General features: G+C 70.0%; 13 protein-coding genes. 7 read left to right on the top strand and 6 right to left on the bottom strand.

The features are described from left to right. Positions 1 to 7: 7 nt before the first annotated feature. From JHN45_RS18030 to JHN45_RS18040, 3 genes are all read right to left on the bottom strand, one after another. The gene (locus JHN45_RS18030; RefSeq protein WP_200714636.1) at positions 8 to 892 is read right to left on the bottom strand and encodes a carbohydrate ABC transporter permease; all 885 of its coding nucleotides are present in this window, start codon (positions 890 to 892) and stop codon (positions 8 to 10) included. Between the two features lie 124 nt (positions 893 to 1,016). Continuing rightward, positions 1,017 to 2,294 (bottom strand): ABC transporter substrate-binding protein, encoded by a 1,278-nt coding sequence (locus tag JHN45_RS18035; RefSeq protein ID WP_201049721.1) that lies wholly within the window; start codon positions 2,292 to 2,294, stop codon positions 1,017 to 1,019. A gap of 106 nt (positions 2,295 to 2,400) precedes the next feature. Further along, entirely contained in the window at positions 2,401 to 3,420 is a 1,020-nt protein-coding gene (locus JHN45_RS18040) for a carbohydrate kinase family protein (RefSeq protein ID WP_200713833.1), read from the bottom strand. 127 nt (positions 3,421 to 3,547) lie between these two features. Between JHN45_RS18040 and JHN45_RS18045 the strand changes: the two genes are divergently transcribed. The 5 genes from JHN45_RS18045 (at position 3,548) to JHN45_RS18065 (ending at position 11,210) form a co-directional block, all read left to right on the top strand. Then, positions 3,548 to 4,312, top strand: coding sequence for a DeoR/GlpR family DNA-binding transcription regulator (locus tag JHN45_RS18045; RefSeq protein ID WP_200713834.1), 765 nt, complete (start codon positions 3,548 to 3,550; stop codon positions 4,310 to 4,312). Then, positions 4,309 to 5,646 carry a 6-phospho-beta-glucosidase gene (locus JHN45_RS18050; protein ID WP_200713835.1) on the top strand — a complete coding sequence of 446 codons (1,338 nt, stop codon included), beginning with the start codon at positions 4,309 to 4,311 and terminating at the stop codon, positions 5,644 to 5,646. Before JHN45_RS18045 ends, JHN45_RS18050 begins: the two co-directional genes overlap by 4 nt. A gap of 102 nt (positions 5,647 to 5,748) precedes the next feature. Beyond that, positions 5,749 to 8,808 carry a glycoside hydrolase family 38 C-terminal domain-containing protein gene (locus tag JHN45_RS18055; protein ID WP_201049722.1) on the top strand — a complete coding sequence of 1,020 codons (3,060 nt, stop codon included), beginning with the start codon at positions 5,749 to 5,751 and terminating at the stop codon, positions 8,806 to 8,808. Between the two features lie 89 nt (positions 8,809 to 8,897). Continuing rightward, positions 8,898 to 10,148: an alpha-L-fucosidase gene (locus JHN45_RS18060; protein ID WP_201049723.1), complete on the top strand. Its 1,251-nt coding sequence runs from the start codon at positions 8,898 to 8,900 to the stop codon at positions 10,146 to 10,148. Between the two features lie 177 nt (positions 10,149 to 10,325). After that, positions 10,326 to 11,210, top strand: coding sequence for a sulfotransferase (locus tag JHN45_RS18065; protein ID WP_201049724.1), 885 nt, complete (start codon positions 10,326 to 10,328; stop codon positions 11,208 to 11,210). 3 nt (positions 11,211 to 11,213) lie between these two features. Here JHN45_RS18065 and JHN45_RS18070 read toward each other — a convergent pair whose 3' ends face one another. Further along, a complete protein-coding gene (locus tag JHN45_RS18070; RefSeq protein ID WP_201049725.1) occupies positions 11,214 to 12,899 on the bottom strand; it encodes a carbohydrate binding domain-containing protein in 1,686 nt (561 codons plus the stop codon). Between the two features lie 154 nt (positions 12,900 to 13,053). Beyond that, positions 13,054 to 14,202: an ATP-grasp domain-containing protein gene (locus tag JHN45_RS18075; protein ID WP_200713840.1), complete on the bottom strand. Its 1,149-nt coding sequence runs from the start codon at positions 14,200 to 14,202 to the stop codon at positions 13,054 to 13,056. Between the two features lie 324 nt (positions 14,203 to 14,526). Between JHN45_RS18075 and JHN45_RS18080 the strand changes: the two genes are divergently transcribed. Then, on the top strand, positions 14,527 to 15,435 hold the full coding sequence (locus JHN45_RS18080; RefSeq protein ID WP_201049758.1) for a metallophosphoesterase: 909 nt from the start codon (positions 14,527 to 14,529) through the stop codon (positions 15,433 to 15,435). Next, positions 15,383 to 16,063, top strand: coding sequence for a 4'-phosphopantetheinyl transferase superfamily protein (locus JHN45_RS18085; protein WP_201049726.1), 681 nt, complete (start codon positions 15,383 to 15,385; stop codon positions 16,061 to 16,063). Before JHN45_RS18080 ends, JHN45_RS18085 begins: the two co-directional genes overlap by 53 nt. A 7-nt stretch (positions 16,064 to 16,070) precedes the next feature. Here the strand turns inward: JHN45_RS18085 and JHN45_RS18090 are convergent, their stop codons facing one another. Continuing rightward, positions 16,071 to 16,298 carry a hypothetical protein gene (locus JHN45_RS18090; RefSeq protein WP_201049727.1) on the bottom strand — a complete coding sequence of 76 codons (228 nt, stop codon included), beginning with the start codon at positions 16,296 to 16,298 and terminating at the stop codon, positions 16,071 to 16,073. Between the last annotated feature and the right edge of the window lie 164 nt (positions 16,299 to 16,462).

A 16,462-nucleotide genomic window follows, 5' to 3' on the forward strand; every position in this document is an offset into this window, starting at 1 on the left:
GCTGTGGTCACGGCTTCCTCCCTCGTTGGGTGATGCGCCAGTTGACGGCGACGAGGACGATGATCAGCAGGAAGAAGGCCCACACGATGGCGGCGCCGTAGCCGTAGTCGTTGTTGAGGAAGGCCGACTGGTAGAAGTACAGCAGCGTGGTCAGACCGGCCTGTCCGGGGCCGCCGAGGTTGGCGTTGGCGGCGTTGCTGGCGAACAGCACCTGGGGTTCGCTGAAGCTCTGCAGGCCGTTGATGGTCGAGATGATGACGGTGAACAGGATGATCGGCCGCAGGATCGGGACGGTGATCTGGAAGAACGTGCGGACCGGGCCGGCGCCGTCCACCTTCGCCGCCTCGTAGATGGAGGTCGGGATCGCCTGGAGACCGGCCAGGTAGATGATCATGTTGTAGCCGGTCCACATCCAGGTCATCAGCAGCGCGATGACGACCTTGATCAGCCACGGGTTGCTCAGCCACGGCACCGGCGAGATGCCCACCGTGCCGAGGATCGCGTTGACCAGGCCGAAGTTGTTGCTGAACACCGCGCCGAAGAAGATCGCCACGGCGACGATCGAGGTGACGTTCGGCACGTAGAGGGCGATCCGGTAGAAGCCCTTGAAGCGGCGCACCGAGTGCAGCAGCGTGGCCAGCACCAGGGCGCCCAGCAGGGTGGGCACCGTGGACAGCACCCAGATCACCAGGGTGTTGCGGATCGACAGCCAGAAGACCGGGTCCGACCACAGGAACTTGAACTGCTGCAGTCCCACGAACTGCTTGTCGCCGAGGCCGTCCCAGCGCTGGAAGGCGAGGTACAGCGAGTAGAAGACCGGGAAGAAGGAGAACGCGGCGAAGATCAGGTAGAAGGGCGAGATCGCCAGGTACTGCCGCCAGTACTTCAGCAGGCCGCGGCGCTTGGGCCGGACGGTGCCGACGGGCGTGGCGCGCCGGGGACGGAACCGGGCCGGGCCCGGCCCGCCGCGGTGTTCGGACACCGCGGCGGGACCGGCGACCGGAGGGGATGTCACCTCAGTTCACCCCCTGGCGGCGGGCGATCTGCTTGGCCTGGCTGACCGCGTCGTTCCAGGCGTCGTCGGGCTTCTTGCCCTTGGCCTCGATGTTGGTCAGTTCCGTCTTGTAGGGGGCCATGACGGCGGCGTCGGCCGGGGCCTCGTAGGTGTTCGGGACGGCCTTGGCGGCCGGCCCGAAGATCTCGATGATCTTCTGTCCGCCGAAGAAGGCGTCGGGGCCCGTCATGGCCGGCATCGTGTACGCGGCCGGGGCGGCGGGGAAGATGGCGGCGTCGGTGAACCCGCGGGCGTCGTTGGCCGGGCTGAGGATCCAGCTGATGATCTTGAAGGCTTCCTCGGGGTTCCGGCACTGCTTGGGCAGGGCCAGGTAGGAGCCGCCCTGGTTGGCCGGTCCGACGGGCATCGCGCACACCCGCCACTTGCCCTTCGTCTGCGGGGCCGCCTGCTCGATGTCCAGCGCGTGCCAGGCCGCGCCGAGTTCGGTGAGGAGGGTCTTGCCGACGGCGGCGTTCCAGGAGTTGTCGTTGATCTTGGCGTCGAGGCCCAGGGTGTAGGGGCGCACCGACGTGGTCCATGCGGCGCGGATGTGGTCCTGGTCGCCGATGAAGTGGTTGTTCTTGTCGATGAACCGCTGCGTGCCCTGGCCGACGGTCATGTCGAACATGGAGCCGAGGTTGTTGACCAGGAAGGTGCCCGGGTTCTTCTTCTGCAGCTCGGTGCCGAGCGCGAAGTAGTCGTCCCAGGTCTTGACCAGGGCGGCGACCTTGTCGGGGTCGGTGGCCACGCCGGCCTTGGCGAACATGTCCTCGCGGTAGAAGAGCGCGGTGGGGCCGATGTCGATCGGGAAGCCGATCTGCTTGCCGTCGGAGGTCTGGGCGAGCTTCGTCTTCCAGCCCAGGTACTGCGAGGAGATCTTCTTGAAGCCCAGGTCGTTCAGGTCGAGGAATCGGGAGGCGTTGGGCAGGAAGGACGCGATGTCCTCGCCCTTGATGCCGGTGATGTCGGGCACGGAGGAGCCGCCCGCGGCGAGGGTGGTGGTGAGCTTCTGCTTGAAGTCACCGCCGATGGAGGAGGCCGTCAGCTTGACCGCACCGCTGAAGTGGGTCTTCGCGTCCGCCACCACCTTGTCGCTGAGCGCGCCGCCCCAGTACCACAGGGTGAGGTTCTTGCCGTTCTTGGTGCCGCCCGATCCGGAGCCGCCGCATGCGACGGTCAGGCCGGACGCCGCCGCGGTGAGCGCGGCGGCCTGGAGGAAGCCTCTGCGTGAAAGGTCCACGGGTCACTCCTGTTGTTCCTGTGCGTGGTACTGAGGGGCGTGGTGCTGTGGGTGTGGGGCGGGGGTGCTGTGGGGCTCTGGGGTCGAGCGGTGGATCGGGTGCGGGTCAGTGCTGCCGGGCGGGCGGGGTGACGGGCGCGTGGCGCACCGGGGGGCCCGCGTCCGGCGGCAGGCGGTCGGCGAGGAATCCGTAGGCCTGCTTCAGGTCGGGATCGGTCAGGGAGCGCCACCAGCGGTCGACGCCGTACCAGCCGGGGGCCGCGAGGGCGCCGCCGTGGTGCTGTACGGACAGCCCGGCCGCCAGGACCGCGAACCGCAGCCGTTCGGCCAGTGGCCAGCCGCCGAGGGAGGCCGTGACGAAGCTCGCCCCGAAGACGTCCCCGGCGCCGGTCGCGTCCAGGACGTCCACGGCCAGGGCCGGGACCTCCGCGTACTCCCCGGTGATCTGGTCGACGGCGATCGCGCCGTCCCCTCCCCGGGTGACGACCGCCACCGGCACCAGCTCCGCGAGCGTGCCGAGGGCCGCCACCGCGCTGTCGGTGCGGGTGTAGGCCATCGCCTCGGTCTCGTTCGGGAGGAAGGCGTGGCACAGGGCGAGCTGGTCGAGGAGGTCGCGGGACCACTCCTGGGTGGGGTCCCAGCCGACGTCCGCGTAGACGTGGGTGCCGTTCGCGGCGGCCTTGGCGATCCACTCGCGCGGCTCGGCCTCGATGTGCACCAGCGCCGTGCGCGCCTCGGGCGGGTCGCCCATCAGCGCGTCCTGCGTGAACGGGGGCTCCTGGCCGTGGGTGACGAGGGCCCGGTCGTGGCCGGTCGCGAGCGAGACGGTGACGGGGGTGGGCCAGTCGTCCGCGGTGCGGGAGAGCGAGAGGTCGATGTTCTCCTGGTCGCACAGGACGTCCCGGCAGTACTCGCCGTAGAAGTCGTCCCCGAAGACCGTGGCCAGCGAGGTGCGCAGGCCGAAGCGGGCCGTGGCCACCGCGAGGTTCGCGATGCCGCCGGGGCCGCAGCCCATGCCGGCCGTCCAGATCTCCTCGCCCGGCGTCGGCGGCTTTCCCAGCCCCGTGAGGACGAGGTCGTAGAAGAGCAGTCCGGTCAGCAGCACATCGGGCCTGTCGTCGTCCACAAGCGCCGCCTCTCGTCAAAACTCGTCATTTTCGATGCCGGAATCGTGCGCTGCTCGGGGAGATTGGTCAATACCCAAGCAGAACTGAGCATAGAAATGATTGAAGATGACGAGTAGTGTGCACCGCGTGCTGGCAGAACGACGACACCAACTCATCCTGCGGGCCCTGCGCTCCGGTGGCCCCGCCTCTGTGACCGACCTCTCCGAGCAACTGAGCGTGAGCCCCGCCACCATCAGGCGCGACCTCCTCAAGCTGGAGGAGGACGGGCTGCTCACCCGCGTCCACGGCGGTGCCGTGGCCGACGAGGGCGACCAGCCCTTCGCCGAGGTCGCCGAGGTGCGGGTGGCCGAGAAGGACGCGATAGCCGCGCGCGCCGCCGCCATGGTGGCCGACGGCCAGTCCGTCCTCCTCGACATCGGCACCACCGCCTACCGGCTCGCCCGGCAGCTGCACGGCCGCCGCCTCACCGTGATCACCAGCAACCTGGTCGTCTACGAGGAGCTGGCCGACGACGAGGGCATCGAACTGGTGCTGCTCGGCGGCATGGTCCGGCGCGAGTACCGCTCCCTGGTGGGCTTCCTCACCGAGGACAACCTGCGCCAACTGCACGCCGACTGGCTCTTCCTCGGCACCAGTGGTGTGCGGACCGGCGGACAGGTGATGGACACGACCGTCGTCGAGGTGCCGGTCAAACGGGCCATGATCAAGGCCGGCGAGAAGGTCGTCCTGCTCGCCGACGCGCAGAAGTTCCCGGGTACGGGCATGGCGAAGGTGTGCGGTCCCGAGGACCTCGACGCGGTCGTGACGAACGCCCCGGTCGACCCGGTGACCCGCTCCTCCCTGGAGGAAGCGGGCGTCGAGGTCGTCGTGGCAGGAAAGGTGAAAGCGTGAAGCTGACGATTCTGGGCGGCGGCGGATTCCGCGTGCCGCTCGTGTACGGGGCACTGCTGACCGACCGCGGCGAGGGCCGGGTCACCGAAGTGGTGCTGCACGACCTCGACGACAGTCGACTGTATGCGGTCGCCCGTGTACTGGCCGAACAGGCCGCCACCGTGCCCGACGCCCCCACGGTCACCGCCACCACCGACCTCGACGAGGCCCTGCGCGGCGCCGACTTCGTCTTCTCCGCGATCCGCGTGGGCGGCCTGGAAGGCCGAGCCGACGACGAACGGGTGGCCCTCGCGGAGGGCGTCCTCGGCCAGGAGACAGTCGGCGCCGGCGGTATTGCCTATGGTCTACGAACCGTCCCCGTGGCCGTCGACATCGCGCAGCGCGTGGCCCGCCTCGCCCCCGACGCCTGGGTCATCAACTTCACCAACCCCGCCGGCCTGGTCACCGAGGCCATGTCCCGCCACCTCGGCGACCGCGTCATCGGCATCTGCGACTCCCCGGTCGGCCTCGGCCGCCGTATCGCCAAGGTGCTCGGCGCCAACCCGCGCGAGGCCTTCATCGACTACGTCGGCCTCAACCACCTCGGCTGGGTACGCGGCCTGCGCGTCGCCGGCCGCGACGAACTCCCGCGCCTGCTCGCCGACCCCGACCTCCTCGGCTCCTTCGAGGAGGGCAAGCTCTTCGGCACCGACTGGCTCCAGTCGCTCGGCGCCATCCCGAACGAGTACCTGCACTACTACTACTTCAACCGCGAGACCGTCCGCGCCTACAGCCAGGTCGAGCGGACCCGCGGCGCCTTCCTGCGCGACCAACAGGCCCAGTTCTACGACGAGATGAAGCGCCCCGACGCCTCCGCGCTCACCGCCTGGGACCGCACCCGCGCCGAGCGCGAGGCCACCTACATGTCCGAGAACCGGGAGACCGCCGGCGCGGGCGAACGCGACGCCGACGACCTCTCCGGCGGGTACGAGAAGGTCGCCCTCGCCCTGATGCGGGCCATCGCCCGCGACGAGCGCACCACCCTGATCCTCAACGTCCGCAACCAGGGCGCGCTGTCGGTCCTCGACGCGGACGCGGTCATCGAGGTGCCGTGCCTGGTCGACGCCAACGGCGCCCACCCCGTCGCGGTCGATCCGCTGCCCGACCACGCCACCGGCCTGGTCTGCGCGGTCAAGGGCGTCGAGCGCGAGGTCCTCGCGGCGGCCGAGAACGGCTCCCGTACGACGGCGGTGAAGGCGTTCGCGCTGCACCCGCTGGTCGACTCCGTGAACGTCGCACGCCGCCTGGTCGAGGGCTACACCGAGGTCCACCCGGGTCTGGCGTACCTTAAGTAGGCATCGCTCGGTAAGCGCTTTCCCCCGAGATCTCGGCAGCGAGTTCTCACCAGCTCCCCAAGCTCTCAGCAGCTCAGCTCCCTGGTTCCCTGGAGACCTCCCATGCACGACGAACGCAGCCGGATCGAGGAGCGCGTCCAGCGCGCCCATGACCAGCGGATCAAGCCCGCGATCTACGCCGCCACCGCGCCCTTCACGGTCGAGGCCTGGCAGGCCCCCGGCGAGCCGGTCTCCTTCGAGGAGGCCGCGGCGGCGCCGTACGCACCGTTCGCGATGGACACCCCGTGGGGTCCGCCCTGGGGCACCACGTGGTTCCGGATGCGCGGACAGGTGCCGGCGGAGTGGGCCGGGAAGCGCGTCGAGGCCGTCATCGACCTCGGCTTCACCGGCGACTGGCCGGGCAACCAGGCCGAGGCACTGGTCCACCTCGTGGACGGGACCCCGCTGAAGGCGGTCAACCCGCTCAACCAGTACGTGGCGATCGCCAACCCGGCGACCGGCGGCGAGGTCATCGACTACCTCGTCGAGGCGGCCTCCAATCCCGACATCCTCGCCAACAACTTCGCCGAGCCGACCCCGCTCGGCGATGTACTGACGGCGGGCGACCGTCCACTGTATACATTCCGCCGCGCCGACCTCGCCGTCCTCGACGAGGAGGTCTTCCACCTGGATCTCGACATCCAGGTGCTGCGCGAGCTGATGCTGGAACTGGGCGAGCACGACCCCCGCCGGCACGAGATCATGCACGCCCTGGACCGGTCCATGGACCTGCTCGACCTCGACGACGTCTCCGGTACGGCAGCCGACGTACGCGCCGCGCTCAAGCCCGTGCTGTCCAAGCCGGCCAACGCCAGTGCGCACATCGTCTCCGGTGTCGGGCACGCGCACATCGACTCCGCGTGGCTGTGGCCGATCCGCGAGACCAAGCGCAAGACGTCCCGCACCTTCTCCAACGTGACCTCGCTCGCCGACGAGTACGAGGACTTCATCTTCGCCTGCTCGCAGGCCCAGCAGTACGAGTGGGTGCGCGACAACTACCCGCAGGTGTGGGCCCGCATCCAGGAGTCCGTCAAGCGCGGCCAGTGGGCGCCGGTCGGCGGCATGTGGGTCGAGTCCGACGGCAACCTGCCCGGCGGCGAGGCCATCGCCCGCCAACTCGTCCACGGCAAGCGGTTCTTCATCGAGCACTTCGGCGTCGAGACCAAGGGCGTCTGGCTGCCCGACTCCTTCGGCTACAACGCGGCCTACCCGCAGCTCGCCAAGCTCGCCGGCAACGAGTGGTTCCTCACCCAGAAGATCTCCTGGAACCAGACCAACAAGTTCCCCCACCACACCTTCTGGTGGGAGGGCATCGACGGCACCCGCATCTTCACCCACTTCCCGCCGGTCGACACCTACAACGCCCGTTTCAGCGGCGAGGAGATGTCCCGCGCGGTCCGCAACTACCAGGAGAAGGGCAGCGCCACCCGCTCCCTGGCCCCCTTCGGCTGGGGCGACGGCGGTGGCGGCCCCACCCGCGAGATCATGGAACGGGCGCGCAGGCTCGCCGACTTGGAGGGCTCCCCGAAGGTTGTCGTCGAGCACCCCGACGAGTTCTTCGCCAAGGCCCGCGCCGAGTACCCCGACGCCCCGGTGTGGGTCGGCGAGCTCTACCTCGAACTCCACCGTGCCACCTACACCTCCCAGGCCCGCACCAAGCAGGGCAACCGGCGCAGCGAACACCGCCTGCGCGAGGCCGAGTTGTGGGCGACCACCGCCGCGCTGCACGCACCGGGCTACACCTACCCGTACGAGAAGCTGGACCGGCTGTGGAAGACGGTGCTGCTGCACCAGTTCCACGACATCCTGCCGGGCTCCTCGATCGCCTGGGTGCACCGCGAGGCCGAGGCCGAATACGCGCGTGTGGCAACGGAGTTGGAGGAGCTGACGACGGCGGCCGTGGCCGCGCTGGGCGGCGGTGGCACCACCGTCTTCAACACCAGCCCCTACGACCGCGCCGAGGTCATCCGCACCGCGACCGGTGTTCCGATGTACGCGACGGTCCCCGCGAACGGCAGCGCCCCGCTGGCCGCCGAGTACGTCCCGCAGGCGGTCACCGTCACCGACCGCGTCCTCGACAACGGCATCGTCCGTGTCGAACTCGCCGACGACGGCACCCTCGCCTCCGTGCGCGACCTGCGCCACGGCGGCCGTGAAGTCCTCGCCGACCAGGGCAACCTGCTGCGCCTGCACGCCGACCTGCCGAACTACTGGGACGCCTGGGACGTCGACAAGCACTACAAGAACCGCTTCACCGACCTCCTGACCGCCGACTCCATCACGGTCGTCGAGCAGGACCCGCTGCTCGGCGCGATCCGTGTGGAACGGTCCTTCGGCAAGGGCTCGAAGATCGTGCAGACGATCACCGTCCGCGCCGGCAGCGCCCGGATCGACTTCGAGACCGACATCGACTGGCACGAGGCCGAGAAGTTCCTCAAGGCCGGCTTCCCGGTCGACATCCGGGCCGCGCACTCCTCCGCGGAGATCCAGTTCGGCCACATCCAGCGGCCCACACACACCAACACCAGCTGGGAGGCGGCCCGTTTCGAGGTCTCCGGCCACCGCTGGGTGCACCTCGCCGAGCCCGGCTACGGCGTCGCCGTCATCAACGACTCGACGTACGGCCACGACGTCTCCCGCACCGTCCGCGAGGACGGCGGTACGACGACCACGGTCCGCCTCAGCCTGGTGCGCGCCCCGCGCATCCCGGACCCGGGCGCCGACCAGGGCAGGCACCGCTTCGTCTACTCGCTGCTGCCCGGCGCGAGCATCGAGGACGCGGTCGCCGAGGGCTACGCCCTCAACCTCCCGCTGCGGGTGGCCGATTCGGGCGGCGCTCCGCAGCCGGTCGTCTCCGTCGACGGCGACGGCATCACCGTCGAGGCCGTCAAGCTCGCCGACGACGAGTCCGGCGACGTCGTGGTCCGGCTCTACGAGTCCAACGGCGGCCGCGCCGAGGGCACCCTGCGCACAGGCTTCCCCCTTGCGGGCGCCTGCATCACGGACCTGCTGGAGCGCCCGCTGGAGGAGGAGGTCTCCTTCGACGGCGGCTCGGTCGCCGTCGCCCTGCGGCCCTTCCAGATCCTGACGCTCCGTCTGAAGCGGGCGGACGCGGCCCAGTAGAGCCCCAGGGGGCGGGCCCGGTCGTCGCACGCCGGGCCCGCCCCCTGGCACATCCCCCAACTGACCTTGTACGTAACGGGAGTTCAGCCGTGCCCATGCAACCGTGGTTCACCGACGCCAAGTTGGGGATCTTCGTCCACTGGGGGATCTACGCCGTCGACGGCGTCCAGGAGTCCTGGTCGTTCTACGACGACATCGTGCCGCATGACCAGTACATGTCCCAGCTCAGCCGCTTCACCGGCGCGCAGTACGACCCGCGCGCCTGGGCCGACCTGTTCGCCCGCGCCGGCGCCAAGTACGCCGTTCTCACCAGCCGCCACCACGACGGAGTGGCCCTGTGGGACACCGAGTTCGGCGACCTCAACCTCGGCAAGGACTACATCACCGGCTACGCCGACGCGCTCCGCGAGCAGGGCCTCAAGGTCGGCCTGTACTACTCGCACTCCGACTGGAACCACCCCGACTACGCCACCACCCGCAAACCGGGCCGCCCGCCGGAGCAGGAGGACAACCGGTACTCCGAGTGCTCGGCCGAGGACGAGGACCTCGCGGCCTGGGAACGGTTCATCGCCTACCGGGACGGCCAGATACGGGAGTTGGCCTCCCGCTACCGCCCCGACCTGATGTGGTTCGACGGCGAGTGGGACCGCAGCGAGGAGCAGTGGCGCATCAAGGAACTCGCCGCGCTGATCCGCTCGTACTCACCCCATGTCGTCTTCAACGCCCGCATGCTCAGCGAGGGCGACTACGCGACACCGGAACAGGGCGCCCCCATCGAACCCCCGGACGGGCCCTGGGAGTTGTGCCTCACCATCAACGACTCGTGGGGCTATCAGCACCACGACGACAACCACAAGTCGCTCAGCCAGCTGGTGCGTTACTTCACGGAGACGATCGGCGGGGGCGGCAACCTCCTCCTCGACGTCGGCCCGACGGAGGACGGCATCATCCCGCAGCCGCAGGTCGAGCGCCTCGAAGGCCTGGGGGAGTGGATCCGCAAGCACTCCGACGCCGTGTACGGCACGGTCCGCGGCCTGCCGGCCGGGCACCACTACGGGCCGAGCACCCTCTCCGCCGACGGCCGCACCCTCTACCTCACTCTCTTCGACGTCCCACGCGCCGAGATCGGCGTCCGGGGACTGGTCACCCCGGTCCGCCGGGTCACCGTCCTCGGCACCGGCACCGAACTCGCCCACCGCGTGATCGGCGGGCTGCACGAGGCGGTCGGCGTGCTGTGGATCGACCCGCCCGCCGAGGCCGACCTCGACCCGCACGCGACCGTGCTGGCCGTGGAACTGGACGGGGATCTGGAGCTGTACCGCGGTTCGGGCCGCTTCTGAGACCCTCGCGGGTCTCGGGGTGTGGACGAGTTCCCATCAAGAATTAAGGAAACGGTAAGCGGGCAGGTCAGCGGCTCTTTTCCGCCGATTCCGGCCCGTGCCGTTCGACTCCGTGACACCTCGAGTTCGCCTGCCCCCTCTGGGATCCGGGGGGAACGGCGAGAGAAAGGTGTCAGCATGCGAGACCCGCGGATGTCCGCGATCGGCAAGGGGCTGCGGCGGCGGGGGAGGCTGATGGCGCAGGCGGTCAGCCCGCCGCGCCGCCCCCTCGACGCGATGCCCGCGCCCCGGCCGGCCGCCGACGGCTACACCGCGCCGCGCGCCCCGCGCCTGGTGGACTCGCCGGTGTTCGTGTTGTCGTCCGTGCGCTCCGGGTCCACGCTGCTGCGGGTGCTGATGAACAGTCACAGCCGGATCCGCGCCCCGCACGAGATGCATCTGCGTACCCTGCACGTCCATCTGTCCCGTGAGTTCAGCGACGACGCCATGCGGGAACTCGCGCTCGACAAGGAGGAGTTGGAGCACGTCCTGTGGGACCGGGTGCTCCACCTCGAACTTGAGCGCAGCGGCAAGGACGTCATCGTCGACAAGACCCCGCCCAACACCCTCATCTGGCCGCGCCTGCATCGATGTTGGCCCAACGCCCGCTACATCCTGCTGCTGCGCCACCCGGGCGCGATCGTCGCCTCGCTCACGGCCCGCCGGGACGACCCCGACCATGAGGCGATCCGCGCCGAAGTCCTGGGCTACGCCGAGAAGTTGGAGGAGGCCCGGCAGCATCTCGACGCCCATGTGATGACGTACGAGAACCTCACCGCCGAACCGGAGAAGTCGACCCGCGGCCTGTGCGAGTACCTCGGTGTGCCCTGGGAGAGCGGGATGCTCGACTACGGCAGCAAGGACCACGGCGTCCACCGGCCGCAGCTCGGAGACTGGAGCAGCACCCTCAAGTCGGGCCGGGTCCAGCCCGCCCGCACCGCCGATCCGGCGGTCGAACTGCCGTACAGGCTAAGGGAGTTGGCGCGGGCGTGGGGGTACCCGGACGGGGCACCCCCACGCTGACGCTCAGCCGGTGAAGCCGGCCGTGATGGACGTGAACTGCCAGGTGCTCTGGTTGATGCCGGAGCAGTTGCTGACCACTCCGCCACCGGCGCACGGCCGGTCGCGGTTCACGGCCCAGTAGGCGAGCCGTGCGATGTGGTGCGAGTTGGACCAGTCGCGGATCTGGGTCCAGATGGTGGGCGTGGTGTTCTCCTGCTGGTCGCTGAGACCGTTCATGCCGGAGATGCCGATGTGCGAGTAGGCCGTCGCGTCGTCCCACCCGAAGGTGGACTTCAGCTTGGTCTTCAGGCCCTCGGCCGCGGCGACCGTGTTGCCGTACATGTCGGAGCCGCCGCCGAAGTCGAACGGCATGATGGTGAAGACGTCGATGCCGGCGTTGAGCGACTGCGCCTGCTCGATCAGCCGGTTGCCGTAGTACGTCGGGCCGGTGGTCGAGGTGCCGAAGGTGACGATCGTCTTCAGGCCGGGGTTGTTGGCCTTGACGGTCTTCAGCGCGGTGAGGATCTTCGCCTGGACGGCCTCGTTCTCGAACTCGTCCGTGTTCTCGATGTCCATGTCGATGGCCTTGAGGCCGTAGGCGCTGATCACCTTCTGCAGCGCCCCGGCGAGCGCGCTCGCGGAGGAGCAGTTGGCGCCGAGCTTGCTGCCCTGCCAGCCGCCGAACGACGGCACGATGTCACCGCCGGCCGCGCGGATCTGGTTGATCGCCGTCTGGTCGACGCCACCGGTCAGCGCCCGGCTGCCGTCCCAGGCGGGGTTGCAGCCGCCGGAGTCCAGCACGAACGCCATCGTGAACCACTTGACGCCCGTCGCGGCCATCACCGTCGCCGGGTTCGGCGGGTCGCCCCACCCTTCGTACAGATAGGGCGCGGCCTGCTTGAAGCCGGTGCCGCCGCCGGTGCCCGCGTCCGTGGTGACGCTCACGGAGTTGGAGGCCGCGGAGGAGTTCCCGGCCGCGTCCCGCGCCTTCACGGTGAACGTGTAGGCGGTGCTGGACGAGAGCCCGCTGACCGTGGCGCTCGTACCGGAGACGCTGAGAACCTGGTTCGCGCCGCTGTAGATGTCGTACGCCGTGACACCCACGTTGTCGCTCGAGGCGCCCCACGACAGGGACACGCTGGAGGACGTCTTGCCCGTGGAGGTCAGTCCGGTCGGCGCGGTCGGCGCCTGGGTGTCGCCACCGCCACCGCCGCCGGGCCCGTCGAGGCTGATGTCGTCCGCGTAGTAGGTGCCCTGCGCGTACCAGCCGTGGACGTAGATGGTGGCGCTGGTCTGCGAGGCGCCGGTCGTGAACGACGTCGTCAACTGCGTGTACGCCGACGGGGACGAAGTCCACGTGGAGGAACCGCCGTTGACACCGAGGTAGACATAACTGCCGCGCACCCAGCCGCTGAGCGAGTACGCCGTGTTCGGTTGCACGGCGACCGTCTGGGAGCACTGTGCGGTGTCGCTCGAACTCACCGCGCCCGCAAGGGCCTTGGAGCCGCCGTGCACCGGAGAGGAGACCACCGAGCCGAGGTTTCCGGTGCAGGACCAGGGGGACAGGGAACCCGACTCGAAGCCGGGGTTGGTCAGGACGTTGGCCGCCTGCGCGGTACCGGGCAGCGCGATGGCCCCGGCCATGGCCAGGGCTGCGGTGCCGAGCAGAGCGAGGAGGCGACGTCTGGAACGTCTGAGTGTGTCGCGCACGCGATCTCCCTGAAGGAATGGGGGTGTTCGGGAGTGCTGGAAGGTGCGCAACCAAGTTGGTATGGACCAATCGCGGTGTCAAGATGCTGCCCCATGATTGGTCCATACCGGTATGAAGTTGTGGTGCGGAGGGGGAAAGGGGGGACCCGGGAGGCTAGGCGCGGGCCGCCGCGCGGCTGCCCAACTCCGTTGTGCGGGTGCTCTCCGGCTCCGCCTCGGTCTGTGCCGGCACCGTCGGGAGCAGCGGCTCCGACTCCTCCGCGCGCTGGTGCGGGAGCGACACGGGACGCAGCTGACGGGGGCCCGAGACCACCGCGTAGTCCGCGCCCAGGAACGGCGGCTCCATCGTGCCCGGGTCTTCGCCGAGCGCCAACTGCACTGCCGCCCAAGGGGCGTTGACCCCGCACAGCGACAGCTGGTGCAGGCCGCCCGCGGGACGGGTGTTGACGTCCATCAGCACCGGCTTGTCGCCGAACATCCGGAACTGGATGTTGGACAGGTAGTGCAGCCCGAAGCCCTCCGCGATCCGGCGGGCCGGCTCCAGCCACTGCTCGTGCAGGGTGAAACCGCGCCGGCGGCCGTTCTTCGTGCGGCCCACCGCGAGCCGGACCAGGTTGTCGGGACCGGTCAGGCAGTCCACCGACACCTCCGGCTCCTCCAGACGCGGCATGACCAGCCAGTCGACCTGCTCGTCGGCCTGCTCCAGCGCCTCGACGACCGTGTCGAGCGGGACGTAGGGGCTCGGGAATCCGTTGAGGTGCATGAGCGAGAAGGGGGCGCGCGTGACCACGCGGAAGCCCACCCCGCCCGCACCGGACGCCGGCTTGAAGCACGCCTTGTGCCCGGCGGCCTCCAACTCCTCGACGGCCGCGACGAGTTCGGGCGCCGTACGGACCCGCCACCACGGCGGCACGGGCACGCCGATCGCCTGGACCGCCTCGTACGCGATCACCTTGTCGTGGAAGACGGCGACGGCCTCGGGGGTCGGCGCCAGCAGTGCCGTGCCCACCGCCTCGAAGTCCGCGCGGTGCGCGACGATCTCCGACTGGTGCAGCCGGGGCACGAACACGTCGATGCCGCGGCGGGCGCACTGGTCGAGCGCGTACTCGACGTATCCGGCCGGGGACAGACCCTCGGGCTCCAGGTCGGCGGTGTCGGCCGCGGCCAGTACGGGGGAGTCCGCGTCGCCGTGCGTGGCATGGATCTCGACGGCCCGATCGCTGGGATTTCTCCGCAGCTGATCCATGAAGAACACGTTCTCCGCGTACGTGCGGTTGAGCCAGACGCGTACGCGAGAGACCATGCAGGGCCGTCCTTTCGGGTTCGCGGGCACGGCGGAGCGAGGCCGTGCCCGGCCAGGGTGGTTGGAGGGACACCAAACCGCCCTCGGCGAAGAGGCGTTCGTGGCGGTGGTGTTGGGGCGATCATACGGCTTTCAAGGGGTGCCGCGTGCAACGCCCGTGTTACGGATTTCCCGATCCTGCCCACCCGGCGCGTGAACTCCCGCCGTCGGCCCGCGCTGACCGGCCCGTTCGGCCCCCGGCGCCCCCGCCCGCCGTCTTGTCGCGGCACGGCGGGATGTGATCTCGTGACCTCATTCGTGCGCGCGGAGGCGGAGGGGGCGAGGGTGGAGTCGACGGCCGACGGTGCCGGACAGCTGCTGGCCATCAGCGACCTGCACATCGGGTACGCCGAGAACCGCGCCCTCGTCCAGAACATGCGGCCCGGCACGGACGAGGACTGGCTGATCGTGGCCGGCGACATCGCCGAGACCGTGGCCGACATCCGCTGGGTCCTCGAACTCCTCGCCGGCCGCTTCCGCAAGGTCCTGTGGTCCCCCGGCAACCACGAACTGTGGACCCACCCCAAGGACCCCGTCACCCTGCGCGGAGTCGCCCGCTACGAACACCTCGTCGCCCTGTGCCGGGAACTCGGCGTCCTCACCCCCGAGGACCCCTACCCGGTCTGGGACGGCCCCGGCGGCCCGGCCGTCGTGGCCCCGCTCTTCCTCCTCTACGACTACTCGTTCCTCCCGCCCGGCTGCGCCACCAAGGACGAGGGACTGACGTACGCGCACGGCACCGGCATCGTCTGCAACGACGAGTTCCTGCTACACCCCGACCCCTACCCCAGCCGCGAGGCCTGGTGCCGGGCCCGCGTCGCCGAGACCGAACGCAGGCTCACCGAGATCCCCGACACCCTGCCCACGGTCCTGATCAACCACTACCCCCTGGACCGGCACCCCACCGAGGTCCTGTGGTACCCCGAGTTCGCCATGTGGTGCGGCACCACCCTGACCGCCGACTGGCACCGCAGATTCCGCGTGGACACCATGGTCTACGGCCATCTCCACATCCCGCGGACCACCCACCACGAGGGGGTCCGCTTCGAAGAGGTGTCCGTGGGATACCCCCGCGAGTGGCAGAAGCGCCCGGAACCTCCGGGACGACTGCGCCGCATCCTGCCGATGGAGGTCGGAGCCGGTGATCGAGGAGCTGCTCCCGGAGTCCGTGGTGACCGTGGAGACACACGGTGACGAGGGGTTCCAGGACGCCCCGCTGTACCCCGAGGAAGCGGCCCGGGTGGCCCGCGCGGTGCCCAAGCGGCGGCGCGAGTTCACCGCCGTACGGGCCTGCGCCCGGCGCGCCATGGAGAAGCTCGGCGTGCCCCCGCAGCCGATCCTGCCCGGTGCCCACGGCGCGCCGACCTGGCCCGCCGGACTCATCGGCAGCATGACCCACTGCGACGGCTACTGCGCCGCCGCGCTGGCCCGCGCCACCGACCTCGCCTCGCTCGGCATCGACGCCGAACCCCACGCCCCGCTCCCCGGCGGCGTCCTCCCCTCCGTTTCCCTGCCCGCCGAACAGGAACGCCTGGCCCGGCTCGCGGCCCGGCTGCCGGCCGTGCACTGGGACCGGCTCCTGTTCAGCGCCAAGGAGTCCGTCTACAAGGCCTGGTTCCCCCTCACCGGGAAGTGGCTGGACTTCTCGGAGGCCGACATCGAACTCTTCGCGGACCCCGGCGCCGAAGCGCGCGGCGGCCTGCGCGCCCGTCTCCTCGTCCCCGGCCCGGTGGTCGGCGGCGAGCGCCTCGACACCTTCGAGGGCCGCTGGACCGTACGCCGGGGACTGGTCGCCACCGCGATCACGGTCCCGCATCCGTAACCCCTCGTCAGCCTTCCGGGCACCAGCTCCCCAGCAACCCGAAGAACGCCTCCTCGTTGCCCGCGAGTCCGGCGTCCCTCAGGGCCTGGTCCGCCTCGGCCAGCACCGAGGGTGGGACCAGGACCGGTCGTGGGTCGCCCGGGGGGCCGTCGAAGGCGGCTCTGACCGTGTGCAGCAGCCGTAGATAGGCCTGGACGGCGGCGCGCTCGCGGTCGGTCATCACTGCGGTCTGCATAGGACGGCTCTCCCCTGATCGGCGTCGTGCGCCCCCGCACGGCGGTGGCACGACTCCAGCTTGCCGCCTGCCACTGACAATCCCGTTTCCCCCGGCCCCGGTTCGCCCGCTTAGCGGAGGCGAAACGTCCCCGAAATCCCCCGTGGAACAGCGGCCCTACGCTG

It is taken from the genome of Streptomyces sp. MBT53, assembly GCF_016654115.1.
Lineage (GTDB): Bacteria > Actinomycetota > Actinomycetes > Streptomycetales > Streptomycetaceae > Streptomyces.